At 69.4% G+C, this 22977-nt stretch carries 25 protein-coding genes; 16 read left to right on the top strand and 9 right to left on the bottom strand.

Translation table 11 applies throughout. The annotated features are described in order from the left end of the window. The first annotated feature begins 21 nt into the window (after positions 1-21). From B043_RS0101935 to lysN, 9 genes are all read left to right on the top strand, one after another. Positions 22-558 (top strand): YceD family protein, encoded by a 537-nt coding sequence (locus B043_RS0101935; RefSeq protein WP_016328930.1) that lies wholly within the window; start codon positions 22-24, stop codon positions 556-558. A gap of 59 nt (positions 559-617) precedes the next feature. After that, on the top strand, positions 618-800 hold the full coding sequence (gene rpmF, locus B043_RS0101930) for a 50S ribosomal protein L32 (RefSeq protein ID WP_015716502.1): 183 nt from the start codon (positions 618-620) through the stop codon (positions 798-800). A gap of 129 nt (positions 801-929) precedes the next feature. Next, a complete protein-coding gene (locus B043_RS0101925; protein ID WP_018460754.1) occupies positions 930-1898 on the top strand; it encodes a beta-ketoacyl-ACP synthase III in 969 nt (322 codons plus the stop codon). Then, positions 1898-2815 carry an ACP S-malonyltransferase gene (gene fabD, locus B043_RS0101920; RefSeq protein WP_018460753.1) on the top strand — a complete coding sequence of 306 codons (918 nt, stop codon included), beginning with the start codon at positions 1898-1900 and terminating at the stop codon, positions 2813-2815. Before B043_RS0101925 ends, fabD begins: the two co-directional genes overlap by 1 nt. Beyond that, a complete protein-coding gene (gene fabG, locus B043_RS0101915; protein WP_016328927.1) occupies positions 2808-3545 on the top strand; it encodes a 3-oxoacyl-[acyl-carrier-protein] reductase in 738 nt (245 codons plus the stop codon). The genes fabD and fabG overlap by 8 nt, the downstream gene beginning before the upstream one ends. Before the next feature lie 28 nt (positions 3546-3573). Next, entirely contained in the window at positions 3574-3816 is a 243-nt protein-coding gene (acpP, locus tag B043_RS0101910; protein WP_016328926.1) for an acyl carrier protein, read from the top strand. 79 nt (positions 3817-3895) lie between these two features. Beyond that, positions 3896-5125: a beta-ketoacyl-ACP synthase II gene (gene fabF / locus B043_RS0101905; RefSeq protein WP_016328925.1), complete on the top strand. Its 1230-nt coding sequence runs from the start codon at positions 3896-3898 to the stop codon at positions 5123-5125. Next, positions 5125-6252 carry a deoxyguanosinetriphosphate triphosphohydrolase gene (locus tag B043_RS0101900; protein WP_018460752.1) on the top strand — a complete coding sequence of 376 codons (1128 nt, stop codon included), beginning with the start codon at positions 5125-5127 and terminating at the stop codon, positions 6250-6252. Before fabF ends, B043_RS0101900 begins: the two co-directional genes overlap by 1 nt. A 28-nt stretch (positions 6253-6280) precedes the next feature. After that, the gene (lysN, locus tag B043_RS0101895) at positions 6281-7480 is read left to right on the top strand and encodes a 2-aminoadipate transaminase (protein WP_018460751.1); all 1200 of its coding nucleotides are present in this window, start codon (positions 6281-6283) and stop codon (positions 7478-7480) included. Here lysN and B043_RS0101890 read toward each other — a convergent pair. Further along, the gene (locus tag B043_RS0101890; protein ID WP_026234082.1) at positions 7477-8391 is read right to left on the bottom strand and encodes an RluA family pseudouridine synthase; all 915 of its coding nucleotides are present in this window, start codon (positions 8389-8391) and stop codon (positions 7477-7479) included. The two genes, lysN and B043_RS0101890, sit on opposite strands and share 4 nt — an antisense overlap. A gap of 86 nt (positions 8392-8477) precedes the next feature. Continuing rightward, positions 8478-9263, bottom strand: coding sequence for a 3-methyl-2-oxobutanoate hydroxymethyltransferase (gene panB, locus B043_RS0101885; protein ID WP_018460749.1), 786 nt, complete (start codon positions 9261-9263; stop codon positions 8478-8480). 19 nt (positions 9264-9282) lie between these two features. Here panB and ruvB point away from each other — a divergent pair, with 19 nt between their 5' ends. Beyond that, positions 9283-10257, top strand: coding sequence for a Holliday junction branch migration DNA helicase RuvB (gene ruvB, locus B043_RS0101880; RefSeq protein WP_016328918.1), 975 nt, complete (start codon positions 9283-9285; stop codon positions 10255-10257). Then, positions 10254-11288, top strand: a complete 1035-nt coding sequence (locus B043_RS0101875) for a DUF4388 domain-containing protein (RefSeq protein WP_016328917.1) — start codon at positions 10254-10256, stop codon at positions 11286-11288. The genes ruvB and B043_RS0101875 overlap by 4 nt, the downstream gene beginning before the upstream one ends. A gap of 61 nt (positions 11289-11349) precedes the next feature. On the opposite strand, the gene B043_RS0101870 is transcribed toward B043_RS0101875, so the two are convergent. Then, positions 11350-12708 carry a tetratricopeptide repeat protein gene (locus B043_RS0101870; protein WP_018460748.1) on the bottom strand — a complete coding sequence of 453 codons (1359 nt, stop codon included), beginning with the start codon at positions 12706-12708 and terminating at the stop codon, positions 11350-11352. 73 nt (positions 12709-12781) lie between these two features. On the opposite strand from B043_RS0101870, the gene ftsH reads away from it, so the two are divergent. Next, positions 12782-14626, top strand: coding sequence for an ATP-dependent zinc metalloprotease FtsH (ftsH, locus tag B043_RS0101865; protein ID WP_026234081.1), 1845 nt, complete (start codon positions 12782-12784; stop codon positions 14624-14626). Here ftsH and ddl read toward each other — a convergent pair. The 6 genes from ddl to B043_RS0101835 form a co-directional block, all read right to left on the bottom strand. Beyond that, positions 14623-15585 carry a D-alanine--D-alanine ligase gene (gene ddl, locus B043_RS0101860; protein WP_016328914.1) on the bottom strand — a complete coding sequence of 321 codons (963 nt, stop codon included), beginning with the start codon at positions 15583-15585 and terminating at the stop codon, positions 14623-14625. The genes ftsH and ddl overlap by 4 nt on opposite strands. 9 nt (positions 15586-15594) lie before the next feature. Next, positions 15595-16158: an aminoacyl-tRNA hydrolase gene (gene pth, locus B043_RS0101855; RefSeq protein ID WP_018460746.1), complete on the bottom strand. Its 564-nt coding sequence runs from the start codon at positions 16156-16158 to the stop codon at positions 15595-15597. A gap of 83 nt (positions 16159-16241) precedes the next feature. After that, positions 16242-16856, bottom strand: coding sequence for a 50S ribosomal protein L25 (locus B043_RS0101850; RefSeq protein ID WP_016328912.1), 615 nt, complete (start codon positions 16854-16856; stop codon positions 16242-16244). 51 nt (positions 16857-16907) lie between these two features. Beyond that, a complete protein-coding gene (locus B043_RS0101845; protein ID WP_018460745.1) occupies positions 16908-17831 on the bottom strand; it encodes a ribose-phosphate diphosphokinase in 924 nt (307 codons plus the stop codon). Positions 17832-17843: 12 nt separating this feature from the next. Then, positions 17844-18506, bottom strand: a complete 663-nt coding sequence (mtnN, locus tag B043_RS0101840) for a 5'-methylthioadenosine/S-adenosylhomocysteine nucleosidase (protein ID WP_018460744.1) — start codon at positions 18504-18506, stop codon at positions 17844-17846. After that, positions 18503-18955, bottom strand: a complete 453-nt coding sequence (locus tag B043_RS0101835) for an S-ribosylhomocysteine lyase (RefSeq protein ID WP_018460743.1) — start codon at positions 18953-18955, stop codon at positions 18503-18505. The genes mtnN and B043_RS0101835 overlap by 4 nt, the downstream gene beginning before the upstream one ends. A gap of 32 nt (positions 18956-18987) precedes the next feature. On the opposite strand from B043_RS0101835, the gene guaA reads away from it, so the two are divergent. From guaA to B043_RS0101815, 4 genes are all read left to right on the top strand, one after another. Next, positions 18988-20499, top strand: a complete 1512-nt coding sequence (gene guaA / locus B043_RS0101830) for a glutamine-hydrolyzing GMP synthase (RefSeq protein ID WP_018460742.1) — start codon at positions 18988-18990, stop codon at positions 20497-20499. Between the two features lie 171 nt (positions 20500-20670). Continuing rightward, the gene (locus tag B043_RS0101825; RefSeq protein ID WP_016328907.1) at positions 20671-20958 is read left to right on the top strand and encodes a glutamine synthetase/cystathionine beta-lyase binding protein; all 288 of its coding nucleotides are present in this window, start codon (positions 20671-20673) and stop codon (positions 20956-20958) included. Beyond that, the gene (locus B043_RS0101820; protein ID WP_018460741.1) at positions 20958-21338 is read left to right on the top strand and encodes a VOC family protein; all 381 of its coding nucleotides are present in this window, start codon (positions 20958-20960) and stop codon (positions 21336-21338) included. The genes B043_RS0101825 and B043_RS0101820 overlap by 1 nt, the downstream gene beginning before the upstream one ends. Positions 21339-21341: 3 nt before the next feature. Further along, positions 21342-22796: a hypothetical protein gene (locus B043_RS0101815; RefSeq protein ID WP_018460740.1), complete on the top strand. Its 1455-nt coding sequence runs from the start codon at positions 21342-21344 to the stop codon at positions 22794-22796. Positions 22797-22977: the final 181 nt, after the last annotated feature.

The raw sequence follows: 22977 nt of genomic DNA, 5'->3' as shown, positions 1-22977 counted from the left end.
CTTCGCGCTACACTTATAAGGATGGAGCACCGCGAGGTGATGAGCATCAATCTGGCCCGCCTCCTAAAGGAGGGGGGAACGGTCCGCGCCTCGGGGGTGGTGAGGGAAGCTTTTCTGGTGGGCGAAGAGCGCTTTCCCCTGGAAGGGGAGGCCACCTGGCAGGTTTCCGTCTCCTCCGTGGGCGGGGACGAGTACTGGCTTTCGGGAGAGGTGAAGGGCGTGGCCCTCATGGAGTGCCGCCGCTGCCTGAAGCCCACCCCCACCCCCATCCACGCCTACTTCCAGCACATGCTCCGCTACGAGCAGGGCCTCGAGGCCGTGGCCTTCCACGAGGAAGCGGAGGACGAGTACTACGCCTTCGGCAAGCCGGACCTGGACCTCCTCCCCTTCCTCACCGAGGCCTTCGTCACCGAGATGCCCTACACCGTCTTGTGCCAGGAGGGGTGCAAGGGGCTTTGCCCGGTGTGCGGGGCGGACCGCAACCTGGTGGACTGCGGGCACGAGGAAGAAGGCTTCCACCCCTTCACCGCTCTCAAGAACCTCCTTCCCGAACTCTAGGGGGTCTGCTATACTGCTTGGGGTTTAGGGGCCCTTGGGCCCCTTGTGGAGGATAGGAGATGGCCAAGCACCCTGTACCCAAGAAGAAGACCTCTAAGGCCCGGCGCGACGCCCGCCGGAGCCACCACGCCCTCACCCCCCCGACCCTGGTCCCCTGCCCCGAGTGCAAGGCGATGAAGCCCCCGCACACCGTCTGCCCCGAGTGCGGGTACTACGACGGGCGGAAGGTCCTGGAGGTCTAGGCCTTCACGCCCCCAAGGCGCCCCACACTGGTGGGGCGCCTTCCTTGTCCCAAAACCCGCCCCTTATGGGCCTCTCCTTCCCAAACTTGGACGGTTGGGTATAGTAAAGCCCATGACGGGAGGGAGAGGATGAGCGGCATCCTGGCCCTGGGGGCCTACGCCCCGGAGAGGGTCATGCGCAACGAGGAGTTTGAGGCCTACCTGGACACCTCCGACGAGTGGATCGTCACCCGCACGGGCATCCGCGAGCGCCGCATCGCCGCGGAGGACGAGTACACCTCGGACCTGGCCTTCAAGGCGGTGGAAGACCTCCTGAAGCGCCACCCGGGCGCCCTGGAAGGGGTGGAGGGGGTCATCGTGGCCACCAACACCCCGGACGCCCTCTTCCCCGACACCGCCGCTTTGGTCCAGGCCCGCTTCGGCCTGAACGCCTTCGCCTACGACCTTCTTGCGGGCTGCCCCGGCTGGCTCTACGGCCTGGCCCAGGCCCACGCCCTGGTGGAGGCAGGCCTGGCCCGGAAGGTCCTGGTGGTGGGGGCGGAGGCCCTCTCCAAGATCCTGGACTGGAACGACCGCGCCACCGCCGTGCTCTTCGGGGACGGGGGAGGTGCGGCGGTGGTGGGGCCCGTGAGGGAAGGGTTCGGCTTCCGCTCCTTCGTGCTGGGGGCGGACGGAAGCGGGGCTAAGGAGCTCTACCACGCCTGCGTGGCCCCCAGGCTCCCAGACGGCACCAGCATGAAAAACCGGCTCTACATGAACGGCCGGGAGGTCTTCAAGTTCGCGGTGCGGGTGATGAACACCGCCACCCTCGAGGCCATAGAGAAGGCCGGGCTCACCCCGGAGGACATCAAGGCCTTCGTGCCCCACCAGGCCAACCTGCGCATCATCGACGCCGCCCGGGAAAGGCTCGGCCTCTCCTGGGAGCGGGTGGTGGTGAACGTGGACCGCTACGGCAACACCTCCACCGCCTCCATCCCCTTGGCCCTGAAGGAGGCGGTGGACGACGGGCGCATCCGGGAGGGGGACCACGTCCTTCTGGTGTCCTTTGGGGCCGGGCTCACCTGGGCCGCGGCCGTCCTCACCTGGGGAGGGGCCTGATGTACGCCGCGCTCTTCCCCGGCCAGGGCTCGCAGAGGGTGGGGATGGGCCAGGGCCTTTACCGGGCCTCCCCTGCCGCCCGGGAGGTGCTGGACCGGGCCGAGGCCGCCCTCCCCGGCCTCCTCAAGCTCATGTGGGAAGGCCCCGAGGAGGAGCTCCGCCTTACGGAAAACCAGCAGCCCGCCCTCCTCGCCGTGGGCTACGCCGCCTACCGGGCCTTTCTGGAAAGGGGAGGGCCCTTGCCCCACCTGGCCGCGGGGCACTCCTTAGGGGAGTGGACGGCCCTGGTGGCGGCGGAGGCCCTGGGGCTGGAAGACGCCCTTCGGCTCGTGCGCCTAAGGGGGCGGTACATGCAGGAGGCCGTGCCCCCTGGCCGGGGGGCCATGGCCGCGGTGCTGAAGCTTCCCCTGGAGGGGATCAAGAAGGCCCTGGAGGGCCTTTCCGGGGTGGAGGTCGCCAACCTGAACGCCCCGGAACAGACGGTGATCTCGGGGCTAAAAGAGGCCGTGGAGGAGGCGGCGGAGCGGCTTAAGGCCTTAAGGGCCCGGGTGGTCTTCCTGCCCGTCTCCGCCCCCTTCCACTCCTCCCTCATGGAGCCCGCCAAAGCCCGGCTCGCGGAGGACCTGAAAGGGGTGCCCTTTAGGAGGCCCCGCTTCCCCGTCTACTCCAACGTCACCGCAAGGCCCGAGGAGGACCCCGAGCGCATCAAGGCCCTCCTCCTGGAGCAGATCACCCACCCCGTGCGCTGGGTGGAGATCCTGAAGGACATGGAGGCGCGGGGCCTAAGGCGGTTTTTGGAGTTCGGCCCGGGGGAGGTCCTAAAGGGCCTCGTGGCCCGCACCCTGGAAGGGGCCGAGGCCCTGAGCGTGGGGGAACCGGAAGACCTGGAAAAGGCCAAGGAGGTGGCGGATGCGTAAAGCGCTCATCACGGGGGCCAGCCGGGGCATCGGCCGGGCCATCGCCTTGAGGCTTGCCCGGGAAGGCTTTGCCCTGGCGATCCACTACGGCAAGAACCGGGAAAAGGCGGAGGAGGTGGCCGAGGAGGCCCGCCGCCTGGGAAGCCCCTTGGTGGCGGTCCTGGGGGCCAACCTCCTGGAAGCGGAGGCGGCCAGCGCCTTGGTCCACCAGGCGGCGGAGGCCCTCGGGGGCCTGGACACCCTGGTGAACAACGCCGGGATCACCCGGGACACCCTTCTCGTGCGCATGAAGGACGAGGACTGGGAGGCGGTCCTCGAGGCCAACCTCTCCTCCGCCTTCCGCACCACCCGGGAGGCGGTGAAGCTCATGATGAAGGCCCGCTTCGGCCGCATCGTGAACATCGCCAGCGTGGTGGGCCTTCTCGGAAACCCGGGCCAGGCCAACTACGTGGCCTCCAAGGCCGGGCTCATCGGCTTCACCCGGGCCGTGGCCAAGGAGTACGCCGCCCGGGGCATCACCGTGAACGCGGTGGCCCCCGGCTTCATCGAGACGGAAATGACAGAAGGCCTCCCTGAGGAGGTGAAGAAGGCCTACCTGGCCCAGATCCCCGCAGGCCGCTTCGGGAAACCGGAGGAGGTGGCGGAGGTGGTGGCCTTCTTGGTCTCCGAGGCCGCGGGCTACGTGAACGGGCAGACGATCTGCGTGGACGGGGGGCTTGCGCCCCACTAGTGATAGAATCCCTCGCGGGAGGTTTTGCATGAGCGAGCAGGAGATCTTTGAAAAGGTGAAGGCGGTTATCGCGGACAAGCTCTCCGTGGAGCCGGAGAAGGTGACCCTCGAGGCCCGCTTCATTGAGGACCTGGGGGCGGACAGCCTGGACACGGTGGAGCTCATCATGGGCCTGGAGGACGAGTTCGGCCTGGAGATCTCCGACGAGGAAGCGGAAAAGATCCGCACCGTCAAGGACGCGGTGGAGTACATCAAGGCCAAGCTGGGCTAAAGGCTTGGCCCCTTAGGGCCCCCGCCCTAGGGTGGGGGCCTAACCCTTTTGGCCCTAGGGGGGCTGGTATACTACCCCCATGCGCCGCGCGGTCATCACCGGGCTTGGGCCCCTCACCCCCATCGGGCTTGGGGCCGAAGCCTTCCACAAGGCCCAGCTTGCGGGGCAAAGCGGGGTCCGCCGCATCACCCGCTTTGACGCCTCCAGCCTCCCCGTGCAGATCGCCGCGGAGGTGGACGTCAACCCCGAGGACTACCTGGACAAAAAGGAACTGAGGCGCCTGGACCGGTTCGTCCAGTACGCCCTCATCGCCGCGGAGCTGGCCCTTAAGGACGCGGGGCTGGAGCCGGAAAAGCTCAACCCCGAGCGGGTGGGCACCCTGGTGGGCACGGGGATCGGGGGGATGGAGACCTGGGAGGCCCAGAGCAAGGTCTTCCTGGAAAAGGGGCCAAACCGCATCAGCCCCTTCTTCATCCCCATGATGATCGCCAACATGGCCTCGGCCCACATCGCCATGCGCTACGGCTTCCACGGGCCCTCCTCCACCGTGGTCACCGCCTGCGCCACGGGCTCGGACGCCATCGGAAACGCCCTGAGGATGATCCAGCTGGGCGAGGCGGACATCGTCCTCGCGGGGGGCACGGAGGCCGCCATCACCCCCATGGCCATCGGGGCCTTCGGGGTGATGCGGGCCCTTTCCACCCGGAACGAGGAACCCGAGAAGGCCAGCCGCCCCTTCACCCGCTCCCGGGACGGGTTCGTGATGGGCGAGGGGGCGGGGGTTCTGGTGGTGGAGGAGTACGAGCACGCGAAGCGTAGGGGGGCCCGGATCTACGCCGAGCTCATCGGCTTTGGCCGGAGCGCCGACGCCCACCACATCACCGAGCCCCACCCCGAGGGCCTGGGGGCGGCCTTGGCCATGGAAAGGGCTCTGAAGGACGCCGGGGTGGCCCCGGAGCAGGTGGGCTACATCAACGCCCACGGCACCTCCACCCCCGTGGGGGACCGGGCGGAGGTCTTGGCCATCAAGCGGGTCTTCGGGGACCACGCCAGAAGGCTCATGGTCTCCAGCACCAAGAGCATGATCGGCCACCTCCTGGGGGCGGCGGGGGCGGTGGAGGCCATCGCCACGGTGCAGGCCCTCCACCATGGGGTCATCCCCCCCACCCTCAACCTCGAGGACCCCGACCCCGAGCTGGACCTGGACTTCGTCCCCTTCACCCCCAGGGAGGCCAAGGTGGACTACGCCCTCTCCAACTCCTTCGCCTTCGGCGGGCAGAACGCGGTCCTCCTCTTCAAGAGGGTCTGATGCTCTTTCCCCGGGAAAGGCTTCTGGAACTGGAAGAGCGCCTCGCCCCCTACGCCCAAAAGGCCAAGGACACCCGGGGGCGGGCCCATCCAGAGCCCGAATCCCCTTACCGCACCCCCTACCAGAAGGACCGGGACCGCATCCTCCACACCACCGCCTTCCGCCGCCTGGAGTACAAGACCCAGGTCTTCCCCAACTGGGCCGGGGACTACTACCGCACCCGGCTCACCCACACCCTGGAGGTGGTGCAGGTGGCCCGGTCCATCGCCCGGGCCCTCGGCCTCAACGAGGACCTCACGGAGGCCATCGCCCTCTCCCACGACCTGGGCCACCCCCCCTTCGGCCACACGGGGGAGAAGGTCCTGGACGAGCTCATGCGGGACCACGGGGGGTTTGAGCACAACGCCCAGGCCCTCCGCATCCTCACCCACCTGGAGGTGCGCTACCCCGGCTTCCGGGGTCTGAACCTCACCCACGAGGTCCTGGAGGGGATCGCCACCCACGAGACCCCCTACGCCCCAGCCTTCAAGCCCGCTTACCAGGGGCAGGGGACCCTCGAGGCCCAGGTGGTGGACCTCTCGGACGCCATCGCCTACGCGGCCCACGACCTGGACGATGGGCTTAGGAGCGGCCTCCTAAACCCTAAGGAGCTCCAGGAGGTGCCTTTCCTGAAGGCCCTAGCCCAAGAGGCGGGGGTGAGGCTGGAAGGGATGGAGGAGCTTTCCCGGCGCGTCCTTATTCGGGAACTCCTGGGGCTTCTCATCACCGACGCCACCCTGGCCACCCACCGGCGGGTGGAGGCCGCAGGGGTAAAGAGCGCGGAGGAGGTGCGCCGCCACCCACGAAGGCTCGCCGGGCTTTCCGAGGAGGTGGAGGGGCACCACAGGGCCCTCAAGGCCTTCCTGATGGAACGGCTCTACCGCCACCCCGAGGTCTTACGGGAAAGGCGCAAGGCGGAAGCGGTGCTGGAGGGGCTTTTCAAGGCCTACACCGAGGCCCCCGAACTCCTCCCCCGCCATGTCCAGGAGCGGATCGGGGAGGAGGGCCTATACCGGGCGGTCTGCGACTACCTGGCGGGGATGACGGACCGCTTCGCCCTGGAGGAATACCGCAGGCTCTCACCCTAGGCCCCTCCAGGAGGCGTAGACTGATAAGGTGAAACCCGTAGATTGGTCTAGCCTTTTCGGCCAAGGGGCGGAAAGGATCCAGGCCTCCACCATCCGGGAGCTCCTCAAGCTCACCCAAAGGCCCGGGATCCTCAGCTTCGCCGGGGGGCTTCCCGCCCCCGAGCTCTTCCCCAAGGAGGAGGCGGCGGAGGCCGCGGCCAAGCTCCTACGGGAGCGGGGGGAGGTGGCCCTCCAGTACGGCCCCACGGAGGGGTACACCCCCCTAAGGGCCTTCGTGGGGGCGTGGCTCGGGGTGGATCCCGAGGAGGTCCTCATCACCACGGGGAGCCAGCAGGCCCTGGACCTCCTGGGCAAGGTCTTCCTGGAGGAGGGAAGCCCCGTGCTCCTAGAGGCCCCAAGCTACCTGGGGGCCATCCAGGCCTTCCGGGCCTACGGGCCGAGGTTCCTCACCGTGCCCACGGGGGAGGAGGGTCCGGACCTCGAGGCCCTAAGGGAAGCCCTCCTGCGGGAGCGGCCCCGCTTCCTCTACCTCATCCCCTCCTTCCAGAACCCCGCCTCCGGCCTCATGCCCCTCGCCAAACGGCAAAAGCTTCTGGAGCTGGTCATGGAAGCGGGCGTGGTGGTGGTAGAGGACGACGCCTACCGGGAGCTTTACTTCGGGGAGAGGCGCCTTCCAAGCCTCTTTGAGCTGGCCCGGAGCGCGGGGTACGAGGGGGTCATCTACCTCTCCAGCTTCTCCAAGATCCTGGCCCCAGGCCTCCGGGTGGCCTTCGCCGTGGCCCCCAAGGAGGCGCTAAAGAAGCTGGTCCAGGCCAAGCAGGGGGTGGACCTGCACACCCCCACCCTCAATCAGATGCTGGTTCTAGAGCTCCTCAAGGAGGGCCTTCCCGCCCGCCTGGAACGGGTGCGCCAGGTGTACCGCGAGAAAGCCCAGGCCATGCTGGAGGCCCTGGACAGCGCCATGCCCCAAGGGGTGCGCTACACCCGGCCCCAGGGTGGGATGTTCGTGTGGATGGAGCTCCCCGAGGGGGTTTCTTCGGAGGAGCTATTCCAAAAGGCCATCGCCGAAGGGGTGGCCTTCGTGCCCGGAGGGCCCTTCTTCGCAAACGGGGGCGGGGAGAACACCCTAAGGCTCTCCTACGCCACCATGGACCGGGCGCGGATCCAGGAGGGGGTTAAGCGGCTTGCCCGGGCCCTGGAGAGCCTTCTGCCCCTAAGAGCCCGTTAAGAAGGCTCCAGCACCAGCCCTTCCGGCCACACCCCCCCCAGGGCCTCCCAGGCCCGGACCATGTCCTGAGGAACGGGGGCCCGGAACTCCAGGATGCGCCCCGTGCGGGGGTGGGGCAGGCGGAGCTCGTAGGCGTGGAGGGCCTGGCGGGGGATGTGGGGGCTTTTCCTCCCGTAGAGCTCATCCCCCAGGATGGGGGCGCGGAGGTGCTTCAGGTGCACCCGGATCTGGTGGGTGCGCCCGGTGTGGGGCCGGGCCTCCACCAGGGCGTAGGGCCCCTGGGTGGCGAGAAGGGCGATGTCCGTCTCCGCGTACCGGGCGGCGATCCCCCCCACGTGCATCCGGTGCCGCTCCACCGGGTGGCGGCCGATGGGGGCGATGAGGGTCCCCTCCTTGGGGTGGCCCTCGGTGAGGGCCAGGTAGCGCTTGAAGACCAGGCGGTCGCGGAAGGCCCGGGCCAGGGCCTCGAGGGCCCCCCCGTGCTTGGCCACCACCAGGACCCCGCTGGTGTCCTTGTCCAGGCGGTGGACGATGCCGGGGCGCACCCGTTCAGGGGGTTCGGCCTCCTCCACCTCGTAGTACCGGCCCAGAAGGGCGTTCACCACCGTGCCCGTGTAGACCCCGGGGGCCGGGTGGGTGAGGAGGCCCGGGGGCTTATTCAGGACCAGCATGTCCTCGTCCTCGTAGAGGACGGGGATGGAGAGGTCCTCCGGCACCACCATGGGCTTCTCCTCCGGGGGCTCCACCAGGACCTCCTCCCCCCTAAGCCGGTAGGCGGGCTTTTCCACCACCTTCTCCCCCACCCGCACCCGGCCCTCGGCGATCCAGGCCTGGGCCCGGGCCCGGCTCACCCCTAGGGCCTCGGCCACGGCCTGGTCCAGCCGGACGCCTTCTTTACGAAAGCGCACCACGAAGACCCATTGTAACCCCCCTCGGGCGCCCAGCGTGCCGACAGCCTTCTGGGGCCCCCGCCGAAGCGCAAGCTTCGGCGGGGTACCTAAAAGCTGTGCTCCTCCCCTGGGAACACCCCCTGGCGCACCTCCTCCGCGTAACGCTGGAGGGCCTCCCGGATGAGCTTCCCCCCCTCCAGGTAGCGCTTGACGAAGCGGGGCTTGAACTCGCCGTAAAGCCCCACCGCGTCGTGGAAGACCAGCACCTGGGCGTCGGTGTGGGGCCCGGCCCCTATGCCCACGGTGTGCACCGAAAGCCGCTCCGTGATCTCCTTGGCGAGAAGGGCCGGGACCATCTCCAGGACCACCCCGTAGGCCCCGGCGGCCTCGAGGGCCAAGGCCCCTTTAAGGATCCGCTCCGCCTCCTCGGGGCGCTTCCCCTGGAGCTTAAACCCCCCAAGCTGGCTTGCCGTCTGGGGGGTGAGGCCCACGTGGCCCATCACCGGCACCCCGGCCCGGGTGAGCCCCTGGACGATCTCCGCCACCTCCTCGCCCCCCTCCAGCTTCACCGCGTCCGCCCCGCCCTCTTTCAGAAGCCTTTCCGCGGCGGAAAGGGCCCGGTCCAAGGTGGCGTAGGAGAGGTAGGGAAGGTCGGCCACCAAAAAGGTCTCCGGAGCCCCCCGGCGGGCGGCCTTGGTGTGGTGGAGGATCTCCTCCAGGGTCACGGGCACCGTGGAGGGGTAGCCCAGGACCACCATCCCCAGGGAGTCCCCCACCAGGATGGCGTCCACCCCCGCCTCCTCCGCCAGGCGGGCCGTGGGGTAGTCGTAGGCCGTGAGGTACACGAGGCGCTTCCCCTTGGCGTGGCGGAACTCCTTCACCGTCCTGCGCACGGGTCTATCATAAGGGGGCGTGGACGACCTCACCCTAAGGCCCAAAACCCTAGACGAGTACGTGGGGCAGAGGCGGCTCAAGGAGAAGCTCAGGGTCTACCTGGAAGCCGCCAAAGCCCGGGGCGAACCCCTAGAGCACCTCCTCCTCTTCGGCCCCCCGGGCCTGGGGAAGACCACCCTGGCCCACGTCATCGCCCATGAACTGGGGGTCAAGCTCCACATCACCTCGGGGCCGGCCATTGAGAAGCCGGGGGACCTGGCGGCCATCCTGGCCAACACCCTGGAGGAGGGGGACATCCTCTTCATCGACGAGATCCACCGCCTAAGCCGCCAGGCGGAGGAGCACCTCTACCCCGCCATGGAGGAGTTCCGCATGGACATCGTCATCGGCCAGGGGCCGGCGGCGAGGAGCATAAGGCTGGACCTCCCCCGCTTCACCCTCATCGGGGCCACCACCCGCCCGGGCCTCATCACCGCGCCCCTAAGGAGCCGCTTCGGCATCGTGGAGCACCTGGAGTACTACAGCCTGGAGGAGCTTTCGGAAGGGATCCGGCGGGACGCCCGCCTTCTCGGGGTGGGCATCACGGAGGAGGCCGCCCTGGAGATCGCCCGCCGGAGCCGGGGCACCATGCGCATCGCCAAAAGGCTTTTCCGCCGGGTGCGGGACTTCGCCCAGGTGGCGAAGGAGGAGACCATCACCCGGGAAAGGGCCCTCCTCGCCCTCGAGGCCTTGGGCCTGGACGAGCTGGGCCTGGAACGGCGGGACCGGGAGATCCTGGAGGTCCTCATCCTCCGCTTCGGCGGGGGGCCGGTGGGGCTTTCCACCCTGGCCACCGCCCTCTCGGAAGACCCGGGCACCCTGGAGGAGGTCTACGAGCCCTACCTCATCCAGCAAGGCCTTCTAAAACGCACCCCCAGGGGCCGCATGGCCACGGAGAAGGCCTACCGCCACCTGGGCTTCCCCCCACCGGTGGAGCCCCTCTTAGAGCCATGATCCGGGCCACCCTGGAAGAGCTGGACCTGGGCGAACTCCTAAAAGCCCTGGAAGCGAACCGCAAGAACGCGGTGGTCACCTTCCAGGGGAGGATTTACGGCCGGGTCCACCTCCTCGGGGGGCGCATCCTCTACGCCCGCACGGAGCCGGGGCCCCACCTGGGGGAGTACCTGGTGCGGCTCGGCCACCTCTCCTTGGAAGAGGTGCAGGAGCTGGTGGAGCGCCAGGGGCGGGAGAACCCGGGCACCCCCTTGGGGGCCCTGGCCCTGGAGCTCGGGCTCATCGGGGAGGAGGAGCTCAAGGAGGCCCTCTGGGCCCAGGTCCTGGAGGCCCTGGCCACCCTTCTTGGGGAAAAGGAGGGGGAGATCCTGGCCGAGCCCTTCACCGAGGGAAGCCAGGTGGCCCTGCCCGAGACCCTGGATACGGGCGCGGCCCTCATGGAGGCGGCCCGCAGGCTGGACGAGTGGCGCCGGGGCCAGGTGGACCCGGACGCGGTCTTCCAGCTTTCCGGCGACCCCACCCGCCACCCCCTCACCCCCGAGGCCTGGGCGGTGCTGGAGCAGCTGGACGGGGTGCGGCGGGCCCGGAGCGTGGCCCTCCTCTCCGGCCTCCCCGAGGAGGAGGTCTACCACCTCCTCTACGAGCTTCTGGGCCGGGGGCTCATCCGCCCCTCCGCCCTGGCCCCCGAGGACCCCTTGGTCCTGGTTCTGGCGGAAAGCGGGGTGGTGCGGAGGCTTCTCCTCTACCTCCTGGAGGCCCACCGCTTCCGCGTACAGCTTGCCAAGGACCTGGAGATGGCCCTGCGCCTCCTCAAGGAAAGGCCCAAGGGCATCATCCTCCAGGGGGAAAGGGCCTTGGAGGCCGCCCGCCGCATCCGGGCCCTGCCCGAAGGGCGGCTCGCCTCCCTCTACCTGGTGAGCGAAACCCCCCCGGGCCTCCTCTTCCGGCCCCTCAGGGTCCTGCACCTACCCAAGCCCTTAAGGAGCCAGGAGGTCCTAAAGGCCCTCGCCCCCTTGAGGGGAGGGACCTAGGACAGGCGCCCTAGACCTTTTTCCTGGGGCCCCCGGCGAAGCGTTGGCTTCGGGGGGGTACTTAGTTCAACCGCCTCCCCCCCTGGAGCAGGGCCCGGGCCCGCTCCAGGTAGGCGGAAAGGGTCGCGTGCCACTCGTCCGTGGGGTGGAGGTACGGGAGAACGGCCTGGGCCCTGGCCACCATCTCCTCGGGGTGGCGGTAGCCCAGCTGGGCCAGGGTGTCCACCACCATCTCCTGGGCCGCGGTCCAGTCTCGGCTCCCTTCGTCCGCGGCCTCCGCCGCGCGCCGGTAGTGCTCCAGGGCCTCCTCCAGGTGCATGAGGTCGTAGGCGATGTGCCCGAGCACCAGCTCCCCCTGGGCCAAGGCCCCTTCCGCTATGGCCCTCCTTGCCTCCTCCTCCGCCTCCCCGTAGCGGCCCTGGCGGTACAGGGCCTCGGCCAGGTCCGCCCGGGCGGAGGCCCGGTAGGGGTAGCCCTCCTCCTTCAGAAGGGCCCGGAGGTGCTCCTCGGCCTCGAGGTAGGCCCCCTGGTCCAAGGCCGCCACCCCCATCTCGTGGAGCACGTAGGGCCTCTCCCCGGGCTCCGCCCGCCTTAGGGCCTCCCGGAAGCTCTCCATGGCCTCCGCGTAGCGCCCAAGCTGGAGGAGGGCCTGGCCCTTCACCAAGGGGGTGCCGTAGGCCCTGTGGCCGCTTTCCTCCTCCAGCTCCAGGGCCTTCCCGATGGCCTCCAGGGCCAGGGTGGGGTTCCCCAGGAGGAGGTGGGCCCGGGCCAGGAGGTAGTGGCGGGTGGCCCCGTCCTCCGGGCCCTCCTCCCCCACCGCCTCCTCCGCCTCCTTCAAGGCCAGAAGGGCCCTTTCGCCCTCCCCCGCCTCCAGCCACATGGCGGCCGCGTCCAGAAGGAGCCAGTAGCGCTCGAGGCCCAGGGCGATCCCCGCCCCCTCCTCGTAGGCAAGGGCGGCCTCCCCAAAGCGCCCCAGGCGCTCCAAGGCCCTGCCCTTAAGCCCCTCCGCCCGCCAGGCCAGGAAGGCGGGAAGGCCCTCCTTCAGGGTCCTTAGGACCTCCTCAAACCGGCCCAGGTAGAAGAGGGCCTGGGCCTGGTGGTAGCGGGCCCGGGGGTCCTCCGTGGGGAGGAAAAGGGGGAGGACCTCCCGCTCCGAGCGGCCCTCGAGGGCCAGAAGCTCGGCCAGAAGGGCCCGGTAAAGGGGCAGGTGCTCCACCCCCCCAAGCTCGTAGGCCTCCTCCAGGGCCTGGTGGGCCCGCTCCAGGCCCTCCTCCCCGTAGAGGCTGTGGACCTCGGCCAGGAGGAGAAGGGCCTCCTTGGCCTCCTCCTTCCGGCCGAAGAGGGCCTTCCGGGTAAGGGCCTCTATGGCCGTCTCGTAGTCGCCGTGGTGTAGGGCCTCCAGGACCCCCATGCCCCCCATCGCGGCTAGAAGGATACCACAGGCCCCAGTCCCTCCCCGCTCCAGGCGTTACCATGGGGAAAGGAGGTTGACCTTGGCCCAGCGCATTAACCCCTTCACCCTGTTCTTCCTGCTCCTCCTCGGCTACCTGGCCTATACGGCCTTCACCGGCCCCCCGGCCCCCACCCTCTCCTACACGGAGTTCCGGGAGATGGTGCGCCAGGGCCGGGTGGCCCAGGTAACCCTGGAGGAAACCCGCATCCTGGGCGAGCTCAAAGAGCCTGAGCGCTTCCCCACCCCCCAAGGGGAGCGGGTGGCCCGGCGCTTCCAGGTGCCCCTGCCCCCCGCCCAGGTGCAGGACCCCGAGCTCCTGCGCTTCCTGGAGGAAAACGGGGTGCGGATCGTCACCAAGCCCCCTTCCTTCTGGCCCCAGTTCCTCCTCTACGTGGGCCCCACCCTCCTCCTCATCCTCTTCTTCTGGTTCTTCTTCATGCGCGCCCAAGGAGGGGCGGGGCAGGTGATGCAGTTCGGCCAAAGCCGGGCCAAGCTCTACGGCAAGGAAAAGACGGTGAACACCACCTTCAAGGACGTGGCCGGGCACGAGGAGGCCAAGCGGGAACTCATGGAGGTGGTGGACTTCCTCAAAAACCCCAAGAAGTACCTGGAGCTGGGAGCGGAGATCCCCAAGGGGGTGCTCCTGGTGGGCCCTCCGGGCACGGGCAAGACCCTCCTGGCCCGGGCGGTGGCGGGGGAGGCGGGGGTGCCCTTCTTCTCCGTCTCCGCCAGCGAGTTCATGGAGATGTTCGTGGGCGTGGGGGCCAGCCGGGTGCGGAGCCTCTTTGAGGACGCCCGGCGGAACGCCCCCAGCATCATCTTCATTGACGAGCTGGACTCCATCGGAAGGAAGCGGGGGGCCGGCATCGGCGGCGGACACGACGAAAGGGAGCAGACCCTGAACCAGATCCTCTCGGAGATGGACGGGTTTGAGAAGGACACCTCGGTCATCGTCCTCGCCGCCACCAACCGCCCGGACATCCTGGACCCCGCCCTCCTCCGCCCGGGCCGGTTTGACCGGCAGGTGGTGGTGGGCCTGCCCGCCTTGGAGGAAAGGAAGGAGATCCTCCTGGTGCACATGCGGAACAAGCCCATCGCCGAGGACGTGGACCCCTTGGAGCTCGCCCACCTCACCCCCGGCTTCTCCGGGGCCGACCTCAAGAACCTGGTGAACGAAGCCGCCCTGCTCGCCGCCCGCGCGGGGGAGAAGAGGATCCGCAAGGAGCACTTCCTAAAGGCCCTGGACAAGATCGTCCTGGGGCTGGAACGGCCCGCCCTCAAGCTCTCCGAGGAGGAGCGGCGGGCGGTGGCCTACCACGAGGCGGGGCACGCGGTGGTGGGGGAGGTGCTGCCCCACGCGGACAAGACGGAAAAGGTCTCCATCGTCCCCCGGGGGATGGCCCTGGGGGCGCGCTGGAGCAAGCCGGAAGAACGGGTCTTGGTCTCCCGGGAGCACCTCATGGACGAGCTTTCCGTGCTCCTGGCGGGCCGGGCCGCGGAGGAGCTCTTCACCGGCACCGTCACCACCGGGGCCCAGGACGATTTCAAGCGGGCCACGGGCCTCGCCAAGCGCATGGTCCTGGACTGGGGCATGGGGGAGCACTTCAAGAACATCGCCTGGGGCTCGGACTCGGGGCCCATCTTCCTGGGGGAGGAGATCGCCAAGAAGAAGGACCACTCCGAGGAGACGGCCCGCCTCATAGACCAGGATATCCGCCAGATCCTGGACGAGGCCTACGCCCGGGCCCGGGAGGTGCTCCTGGCCCACGCGGAGGCCATGCACCGCCTGGCGGAGGAGCTCTTAAGGGAAGAGACCATCCCCGGGGAGCGGGTGCGGGCCATCCTTAAGGAGACCCAGACCGTGCAGCGCTCGGGGGAGGCCTAGGGCTGAAGGGCGAGCTCCAGAAGCCGCCTTAAAAGCTCCGGGTAGCTGACCCCCCCCGCCTGGAAGAGGCGGGGGTACATGCTGGTGGGGGTGAAGCCGGGGATGGTGTTCACCTCGTTCAGGTAGACCTCCCCTTCGGCCAGGAAGAAGTCCACCCGGGCCATGCCCCGGATGCCCAAAACGCGGTAGGCCTTGAGGGCCATCTCCTGGATGGTCTCCGCCGTGCCCGGGTCCAGGGGCGCGGGGATGAGGAGCTCCGCCCGCCCCGGGGTGTACTTGGTCTCGTAATCGTAGAAGGGGGCCTGGTAGCGGATCTCCCCCACGGGGCTGGCCTGGCCGAAGACGTTGCCCAAAACCCCCACCTCCAGCTCCCGCACCCCCCCCAGGGCCTTCTCCACCACCGCCTTGCGGTCGTAGCGGAAGGCCTCGGCCAGGGCTTCCTCCAGCTCCCCGTAATCCTCCGCCCGGCGGACGCCGATGCTGGAGCCGGTGTTGGCGGGCTTCACGAAGTAGGGGGGTTCAAAGGGGATGAGGGGGGTCTCCCCCCGGTAGAGGGCCACCCAGGGGACCACGGGCAGGCCCGCCTGCTGCAGGACCCTTTTGGAGAGGTCCTTGTCCATGCATAGGGCGCTGGCCGCCACCCCCGCCCCCACGTAGGGCTTGCCCAAAAGCTCCAAAAACCCCTGGACCGTCCCGTCCTCCCCGAAGGGCCCGTGGAGGAGGGGGAAGACCACGTCGTAGCGGCCCCAGTCCAAAGGCGGGGGGAAGGGGTGGGGGCCTGTGGGGGCAAGGCCGGCCTCGAGGGCCCTCCTCGCCTCCTCCCCCAGGAGCCAGCGGCCGTCCTTGGCGATGACCGCAAGCTCCGTGGGGAAGGGGATGTGCTCCAGCACCCCCCTGGCGGAGACCAGGGAGACCTCGTGCTCGGGGCTTTTGCCGCCAGCCAGGAGGAGGACACGCATGGGAAAAGCTTACCCCAGGCGGAGGTCCAGGCCGTTAAAGCGGTCCGCGCAAGGGAGGAGGCCCCGCTCCGCCCAGCAGAGCACCGCCTCCTTGGCCACCTCCAGCACCCTTTCCACCAGGGGCCTTTCCTCCTCGCGGAAGGGGGACAGCACGTAGGCCGCGCCCTCCTCCGGGCGGGGGGGCTTGCCGATGCCGATCCTGAGGCGGTGAAAGGCCCAGGTGCCCAGGGCCTCCCCGATGGAGGCCACCCCCCGGTTTCCCGCAGGCCGCCCCCCGGCCTTTAGGCGCAGGCGGCCCAGAGGGAGGTCCATCTCGTCATGAACCACCAGGATGCGTTCGGGAGGGATCTTGTAAAAGCGGGCCAGGGGGGCCACCACCTGGCCGGTGAGGTTGTAGTAGGTGAGGGGCTTGAGGAAAAACCCCTTCTCCTCCCCCACCGTCCCTTCCGCCAGGAGGGCCTCCCCCTTCCTGCGAAAGGGGAGGCCCAGCCGGTCCAGGACCATGAAGCCCACGTTGTGCCGGGTATGGGCGTACTCCGGCCCCGGATTCCCCTGGCCCACCACCAAAAACATCCCCGCCTCCTAAAGGAAAGCCCCCGGAGGTCTCCGGGAGGCTTTGGAAGGGCCTAAGCACCCCTTCCTTTGGGGCGCTTGGGCTACTCCTCCTCCTTCTTCCCCTTCTTGATGACCTCGGGCTCGGCGGGGACCTCCTGGGCCTCCGCGGCCAGCTTCTCCACGTCCTCCGGGGGCACCACCGCGGCGATGGTCTCCTCGGGGCTCACCGCCAGCTTCACCCCCTCGGGAAGCTTCAGGTCGGCGGCGTGGAGGCTGTCCCCGATGCCGAGGCCGGAAACGTCCACCTCAATGAACTCGGGGATGTTCCTGGGGGAAACCCGCACCAGGATGTCCCGGTGCACCTCCTGGAGCACCCCGCCCTCCCGCACGCCCACGGGGGTCCCCACAAAGCGCAAGGGGATGTACATCTCCACCGGCTCGTCGGAGAGGACGTAGAAGTCCACGTGCTCGGGGCGGCGCTTGCGCTTGTCCAAGTTCACCTGGCGCACCAGGGTGGGCAGTTCCCCATCGGGGAGCTCCAGGACGATGACGTGGTGGATGGAGGCCTGGCGGAACACCCGGTCAAACTCGGAGAGCTCCACGTACACCTTCTTGTTCAGGGCCTTGTTGTACATCACCCCGGGGAGCTTCCCCGCCCGCCTCAAGGCGGCAGGCTTCTCCCCCTCGCGGTAGTAGGCTTTCAGACGATACTCCATGGCTCCTCCCTAGCCCCCCAAGGGGCACACGGAGAAAAGTGTACCACAACCCTAGATGAGGGCGCTCACGGACTGGTTGGTGTGCACGTGGCGGATGGCCTGGGCCAGGAGTTCCGCGGTGGAGAGGACCGTATAGCCCCCATCCCGCAAGGGGATGGTGTCGGTGAAGACCACCTCCCGGATGGCGGGGTGGGCAAGGTTCTCCCGCGCAGGGCCCACCAGGACGGGGTGGGTGGCGAGGACGATGGCTTCGGGCCGCGCCCCCGCCTGGAGGAGGGCCTCCACCCCCCGGCGGATGGTCCCCCCGGTGGAGACGATGTCGTCCACGATAAGGGGCCTCAGGCCCGCCACCTCCCCGATCACGTAGGTCACGGAGGTTTCCGAAGGGCCGTGCCGGCGCTTGGCCAGCATGGCGAAGGGGAGGCCGAGGCGTTCCGCAAGCCTCCTCGCCTCCTCCGCCCGGCCCGCGTCGGGGGAGACCACCACCGACCCCTCCACCAGGCCCCTTTCCCTCAGGTAGCGGGCGAAGAGGCGCACCGCGGAGAGGTGGTCCACGGGGATGTCAAAGAAGCCCTGGATCTGGGGGGCGTGGAGGTCTATGGCGATAACCCTTTCCACCCCCACCCGCTCCAGGAGGCTCGCCACCAGCTTGGCGCTGATGGGCTCGCGGCCTTCCGTCTGCTTGTCCTGGCGGGCGTAGCCGAAGTAGGGGATGACGGCGTTGATGCGCGCCGCCGAGCTCCTGCGGGCCGCGTCCGCCAGGAGGAGGAGCTCCATGAGGTGGTCGTTCACCGGGGGCGAGGTGGGCTGGATGAGGTAGACGTCCTCCCCGCGCACGCTTTCCAGAAGCCGCACCCTCACCTCCCCGTCGGGAAAGCGCTCCACCAGGGCCTTCCCCAAGGGCACCCCGAGGGCCTCGGCCACGCGCCGGGCCAGGTCGGGGTGGGCGTTCCCCGAAAAGATGCGGATTTCCATGGCCTCCCCCTTTCAGTATAGGAGGGCTTGGGCCAGGAGGCCGAGGCGCCTCGAGGCCGCCTTCAGGAAGGCGCTGAAATCCCCTTCCGCCCCCTCCCCCGCCCCGTCCGTCACCGCCCGCACCAGGGCCATGGGCACCCCGAAGCGCCAGGCGGCGAAGAGGGCCGCCGCCCCTTCCATCTCCACCGCGTGGGCCCCAAACTCCGCCCGGAGGCGCTCCGCCTCCTTCCGGTCGGCCAGGAAGCGGTCCCCCGTGGCCACCACCCCCAGGCGGTGGGGGAGGCCCAGGCGGCTGGCCGCCTCCTTGGCCTTTTGGAGAAGGCGGGGGTCCGAGGGGAAAAGGCGCACCCCGAAGGCGGTCTCCCCCTTCGCCCGGCCGAAGGGAGTGAGGTCCACGTCCCACTGCACCGCGCCTTCCGCCAGGAGAAGGTCCAGGGCTTTTAGGGATGGGTCCAGGGCCCCCGCCACCCCCAGGAAGTAGGCCTCCTCTATGGGAAAGCGGGTGAGGACGTGGGCCACGGCGAGAGCGGCCGCCGCCTTCCCCACCCCCGTCTCGGCCACCAAGACCCCCTCCCCCCGGTGCAGGGGGAGGGGGCCGGAAAGGGGCTCCGAAGCCCCTAAGGCCTCCCGGAGGGCTTCCGCCTCCTGGGCTTCCGCGGCGAAGAAGGCCTTCATGGGGTGGGCTGGACCTTTAGGCCCGCCTCCAGGACCCGTTGGGCCCAGGCCTTGGCCCCCTTTAGGTCGTGGTCCCGGTAGTTGCCGCACGCGCGGAAGGAGGCCCCGGGGATCTCCCCTTGGTGGCGGAGCACGTCCTCCAGGGCCTTCCTGAAAGCCTCCAGCACCGCCTCTTCCCCTATGGGCCCTTCCGCCACCAGGTAGAACCCGGTGCGGCAGCCCATGGGGGAGAGGTCGATGACCCCGGGGAGGTGCGCCCTGAGGTACCCCGCGAGGAGGTGCTCGAGGGTGTGGAGGGCGGCCGTGGGGATGGCCTCCCGGTTGGGCTGGGCGAGCCTCAGGTCGTACTTCTCCACCACCCCGCCCCCCACCGCCTTCCGCCCCGCCAGGCGCACGTAAGGGGCCCGCACCTTGGTGTGGTCCAGGTTGAAGCTCTCCACCTCCGGCATATACCCCCATCCTAAAGGGTAAACTGCGGGCTATGGTGGTGGTCTTGGACTTCGGCTCCCAGTACACGAGGCTCATCGCCAGGAGGCTTAGGGAGCTTAGGGCCTTCTCCCTCATCCTCCCGGGGGACACCCCCTGGGAGGAGATCGCCAAGCACCGGCCCCAGGCGATCATCCTTTCCGGAGGGCCCAGGAGCGTGTACGAGGAGGACGCCCCTAGGCCCGACCCCAGTCTTTGGGAAGCGGGCCTTCCGCTCCTTGGCATCTGCTACGGGATGCAGCTTCTGGCCCAGGCCTACGGGGGCAAGGTGGAGCGGGCCGGCCGGGCGGAGTACGGCAAGGCCCTCCTCACCGCCCACGAGGGCCCCCTCTTCCGGGGCCTTGGGGGGGAGGTCCAGGTGTGGATGAGCCACCAGGACGCGGTCACCGAGCTCCCTCCGGGCTTCAAGGTGGCCGCCCGCACGGAGGAGAACCCCGTGGCGGCCATAGAGGGGAAGGACGGGCGCACCTTCGGGGTCCAGTTCCACCCCGAGGTGGCCCACACCCCCAAGGGGATGCAGATCCTGGAAAACTTCCTGGAAGTGGCGGGGGTGCGGCGGGACTGGACCCCGGAGCACATCCTGGAGGAGCTCCTTAGGGGGGTTCAGGAACGGGTGGGCGGGGAAAGGGTGCTCCTTGCGGTCTCGGGCGGCGTGGACTCCAGCACCCTGGCCCTCCTCCTGGCCAAAAGCGGGGTGGACCACCTGGCGGTCTTCGTGGACCATGGCCTCCTGCGCCTGGGGGAACGGGAGGAGGTGGAAGGGGCCTTAAGGGCCCTTGGGGTGAACCTCCTGGTGGTGGACGCCAAGGCGCGCTTCCTAAAGGCCCTCAAGGGGGTGGAGGACCCCGAGGAGAAGCGGCGCCGCATCGGCCACACCTTCGTGGAGGTCTTCCGGGAGGTGGCCAGGTCCCAAGGGCCTTTCCGCTTCCTCGCCCAGGGGACCCTGTACCCGGACGTGATCGAGTCCGCGGGGGAGAAGGGGGCCGCCAAGATCAAGAGCCACCACAACGTGGGGGGGCTTCCCGAAGACCTGGGGTTTGAGCTCCTGGAGCCCTTCCGCCTCCTCTTCAAGGACGAGGTGCGGGAGCTCGCCCTCCTCCTAGGCCTCCCCGACCCCCTCCGCCTCCGCCACCCCTTCCCGGGGCCGGGCCTGGCGGTGCGCATCCTGGGGGAGGTGACGGAAGAAAGGCTGGAGATCTTAAGGAGGGCGGACGACCTCTTCACGAGCCTCCTCAAGGAGTGGGGCCTGTACGACCAGGTGGCCCAGGCCCTGGCGGTCCTCACCCCCCTAAGGAGCGTGGGGGTGGCGGGGGACGAGCGGCGCTACGGCCATGTGCTCGCCCTCCGGGCGGTGACCACGGAGGACTTCATGACCGCGGACTGGGCCCGGCTTCCCCTGGAGTTCCTGGACGAGGCCGCAAGGCGCATCACCCAGAAGGTGCCCGAGGTGGGCCGGGTGGTCTACGACATCACCGCCAAGCCCCCGGCCACCATAGAATGGGAGTGATGGGCGAGGCGGCGCGCCTCCTAAGGCCCCTTTCGCTGGAGGAGGTCTACGCGGGGGTGGAGCTTTAGCGAAGCTTCCGCCTGGGCAGGGGCCTTCGCGTCCCAGGGTTCGCCGAGGCTTAGGCCTTTTTGAGGGGGATCGCGGTAGACTGGAGGGGAAAGGAGGTCAAAGATGCCCACCTTTATCGTCCTCAGCACCCTCACGGACGAGGGGGCCGAGACCCTCATCAAGAACCCCGAGCGCATCAAGGAGGTGAACGGGGAGCTGGAGCGGGACTTCGGGGTGAAGGTGGTGGCCCAGTACGCCGTGCTGGGGCCCTACGACTTCGTGAACATCGTGGAGGCGGAGGACGCGGCCAGCGTGGCCCGGGCCATGCTCCACCTGGCCTCGAGGGGAAGCGTGAAGACCACCACCCTGGAGGCCATCCCCGTGGCCGAGCTCATCGCCCGCCTGAAGTAGTGGACGTCCTGGAAACCTGCGTTTACGCCGAGGACCTGGAGGCCGCCCGGGCCTTCTACGAGGGGGTTTTGGGCCTTCCCTGCTTCCAGTTCAAGCCCCCCCGGCACGCCTTCTTCCGGGCGGGGCGGGGGGTCTTTCTGGTCTTCAACCCCGCCCTCACGGAAAAGGAGGAAACCCTTCCCCCCCATGGGGCCAGGGGAAGCGTGCACGTGGCCTTCCGGGTGGCGGAGGAAGAGCTTTCCCTTTGGGCGAGGCGCCTGGAGGCGGCGGGGTTTCCCGTCTGGTGGGCGGAGTGGCCCAAGGGGAAGAGCCTCTACACCCTAGACCCCGCGGGGAACCTGGTGGAGCTGGCCCCGGCGGGGATCTGGGGCCTGGAGTAGGCCATGGACCCCGCACCCCTAGCCCCTGCCCTAACCTTCCTAGAAAGGGGGCAGGATAGGGAGGCCCTGGCCCTCCTCCAAACCCCCCGGGAGGGAGCGGAGGAGGCCGAGCGCCTAGCCCTGCTGGGCTTCCTCCGCCTCCGGCAGGGAGACCCCGGGAGCTACCGGGCCCTGGCCCTGGAGGCCGCCCGGCGGGCCCAGACCCCCCTCACCCTCTACCACCTGGGCCTGGCCCTGCCCCCCCGCCAGGGCCTCCCCGCCCTGGAGGAGGCCTTCCACCGCGCGGCAGACCCCAAGGCCAAAGCCCTCCTCGCCCGGGCCCTGGCCCGCACCCTCCGCCGCCTGGGCCGCTTCCGGGAGGCCCTGGCCTACGCCGCCCTGGCCCGCCTCCAAAGCCCAAGCCCCTACGCCGCCCTGGAATGGGCCTGGCTCAGCCTCCTGGCGGAGGAGGAGCCGCCCCTGCCCCATCTCCTCCGCCTGGCGGAGCCCCTGGCCCTGGAGGAGGGCCCCGCCCTCTACGCCCGCTTCCTCATGGCCCACCTCCGCCTCCTCCAGGGGGAGGAGGGCGCGGCCCAGGCCTACTTCCAAAAGGCGGTGGCGGAAGCCCCGCCCGCGAGCCTCCCCTACCTGGCCCCCGCCGGGGTGCGCCTCCTTAGGGCGGAAGCCCTCCCCCTCCTCCAGGCCGCCCGGCCCTGGGCCCGGGAAGGGCTGCCCAAGGCCCTCCTGGACCTCGCCTTCGGGCTCCTCCAGGAGGAACGGGAACGGGTGGCCCAAACCCTGCCCCTTCTTCTGGAGGAGGCTGCGGAAGAAGCCCTCCGGGCCCTCCTCTTCCTGGGAACGGAGCACCCCCTCCTGGGGGCCCTCTCCTCGAGGGGCCGGAGGGCCCTCTGGCGGGAAGGCCCCAAGGCCCCTTACCTCTGGGCCCTAGGCGGGCCCCCGCGCCTTGGGGAAGCGCCCCTTCCCCTCCGCCAGGCGGAGGTCTTGGCCCTCCTCCTGGTCCACCCCGAGGGCCTTTCTGGGGAGGCCCTCTCGGAAGCCCTTTACGGTGAGGCGCACCTGGGGGCGGTGCGCATGGAGGTGGCCCGCCTCCGGGCCCGGGGGCTTCCCGTGGGGAGCCGGCCCTACCGCCTGGAAGGGCCTTTGGGGGCCGATTTCCTGGACCTAAGGGCGGCCTTAGGCCGGGGAGACCTAAAGGGGGCCCTGGCCCTCTACCGGGGCCCCCTCCTCCCGGAAAGCACCGCCCCGGGGGTGGAGGCCCTGAGGGCAGATCTGGAGGAAGCCCTCAAGGCCGCGGTCCTCGCCCGGGGCGGGACGGACCTCCTCTTCCTCCTGGCGGAGCGGTTGGGGGAGGACCTGGAGGTGTGGGAGGCCCTCCTCGAGGCCCTGCCCCCCGAAGACCCCCGCCACCCCATCGCCCGGGCGCGGGTGGCGCGGCTCAGAAGGGAGTGGGGCCTGTAGAAACCCGAAGCCTTTCTCCGCACCCGGAAGGACACCCTTCACAAAGGCGGGCAGTGGGGGGCAAGGCACTGGGGAACAATCCCTCCGGCCCAAAGGATGAGCCACCAAAGGAAGCCCATGCTTTGAGAATGCACCGGAGAACATCACCCTTGCGTCACGCAAGGGCCACTCCATAAGAGAT

It is taken from the genome of Thermus oshimai DSM 12092, assembly GCF_000373145.1.
Classification (GTDB): domain Bacteria; phylum Deinococcota; class Deinococci; order Deinococcales; family Thermaceae; genus Thermus; species Thermus oshimai.
Note: the sequence above shows the minus strand (reverse complement) of the source record. Positions and strands in the feature narration are given on the sequence as shown.

What these genes read in the sequence shown, in the direction of transcription:
- rpmF (WP_015716502.1), top strand. Translation starts at nt 618, where the DNA reads ATGGCCAAGCACCCTGTACCCAAGAAGAAGACCTCTAAGGCCCGGCGC.
- B043_RS0101935 (WP_016328930.1), top strand. Translation starts at nt 22, where the DNA reads ATGGAGCACCGCGAGGTGATGAGCATCAATCTGGCCCGCCTCCTAAAG.
- B043_RS0101925 (WP_018460754.1), top strand. Translation starts at nt 930, where the DNA reads ATGAGCGGCATCCTGGCCCTGGGGGCCTACGCCCCGGAGAGGGTCATG.
- mtnN (WP_018460744.1), bottom strand. Translation starts at nt 18,506, where the DNA reads ATGAAGGCCTTCTTCGCCGCGGAAGCCCAGGAGGCGGAAGCCCTCCGG.
- B043_RS0101845 (WP_018460745.1), bottom strand. Translation starts at nt 17,831, where the DNA reads ATGGAAATCCGCATCTTTTCGGGGAACGCCCACCCCGACCTGGCCCGG.
- ddl (WP_016328914.1), bottom strand. Translation starts at nt 15,585, where the DNA reads ATGCGTGTCCTCCTCCTGGCTGGCGGCAAAAGCCCCGAGCACGAGGTC.
- acpP (WP_016328926.1), top strand. Translation starts at nt 3,574, where the DNA reads ATGAGCGAGCAGGAGATCTTTGAAAAGGTGAAGGCGGTTATCGCGGAC.
- B043_RS0101875 (WP_016328917.1), top strand. Translation starts at nt 10,254, where the DNA reads ATGATCCGGGCCACCCTGGAAGAGCTGGACCTGGGCGAACTCCTAAAA.
- B043_RS0101815 (WP_018460740.1), top strand. Translation starts at nt 21,342, where the DNA reads ATGGACCCCGCACCCCTAGCCCCTGCCCTAACCTTCCTAGAAAGGGGG.
- B043_RS0101825 (WP_016328907.1), top strand. Translation starts at nt 20,671, where the DNA reads ATGCCCACCTTTATCGTCCTCAGCACCCTCACGGACGAGGGGGCCGAG.
- fabF (WP_016328925.1), top strand. Translation starts at nt 3,896, where the DNA reads ATGCGCCGCGCGGTCATCACCGGGCTTGGGCCCCTCACCCCCATCGGG.
- guaA (WP_018460742.1), top strand. Translation starts at nt 18,988, where the DNA reads ATGGTGGTGGTCTTGGACTTCGGCTCCCAGTACACGAGGCTCATCGCC.
- B043_RS0101850 (WP_016328912.1), bottom strand. Translation starts at nt 16,856, where the DNA reads ATGGAGTATCGTCTGAAAGCCTACTACCGCGAGGGGGAGAAGCCTGCC.
- fabG (WP_016328927.1), top strand. Translation starts at nt 2,808, where the DNA reads ATGCGTAAAGCGCTCATCACGGGGGCCAGCCGGGGCATCGGCCGGGCC.
- B043_RS0101835 (WP_018460743.1), bottom strand. Translation starts at nt 18,955, where the DNA reads ATGCCGGAGGTGGAGAGCTTCAACCTGGACCACACCAAGGTGCGGGCC.
- pth (WP_018460746.1), bottom strand. Translation starts at nt 16,158, where the DNA reads ATGTTTTTGGTGGTGGGCCAGGGGAATCCGGGGCCGGAGTACGCCCAT.
- fabD (WP_018460753.1), top strand. Translation starts at nt 1,898, where the DNA reads ATGTACGCCGCGCTCTTCCCCGGCCAGGGCTCGCAGAGGGTGGGGATG.
- B043_RS0101900 (WP_018460752.1), top strand. Translation starts at nt 5,125, where the DNA reads ATGCTCTTTCCCCGGGAAAGGCTTCTGGAACTGGAAGAGCGCCTCGCC.
- B043_RS0101870 (WP_018460748.1), bottom strand. Translation starts at nt 12,708, where the DNA reads ATGGGGGGCATGGGGGTCCTGGAGGCCCTACACCACGGCGACTACGAG.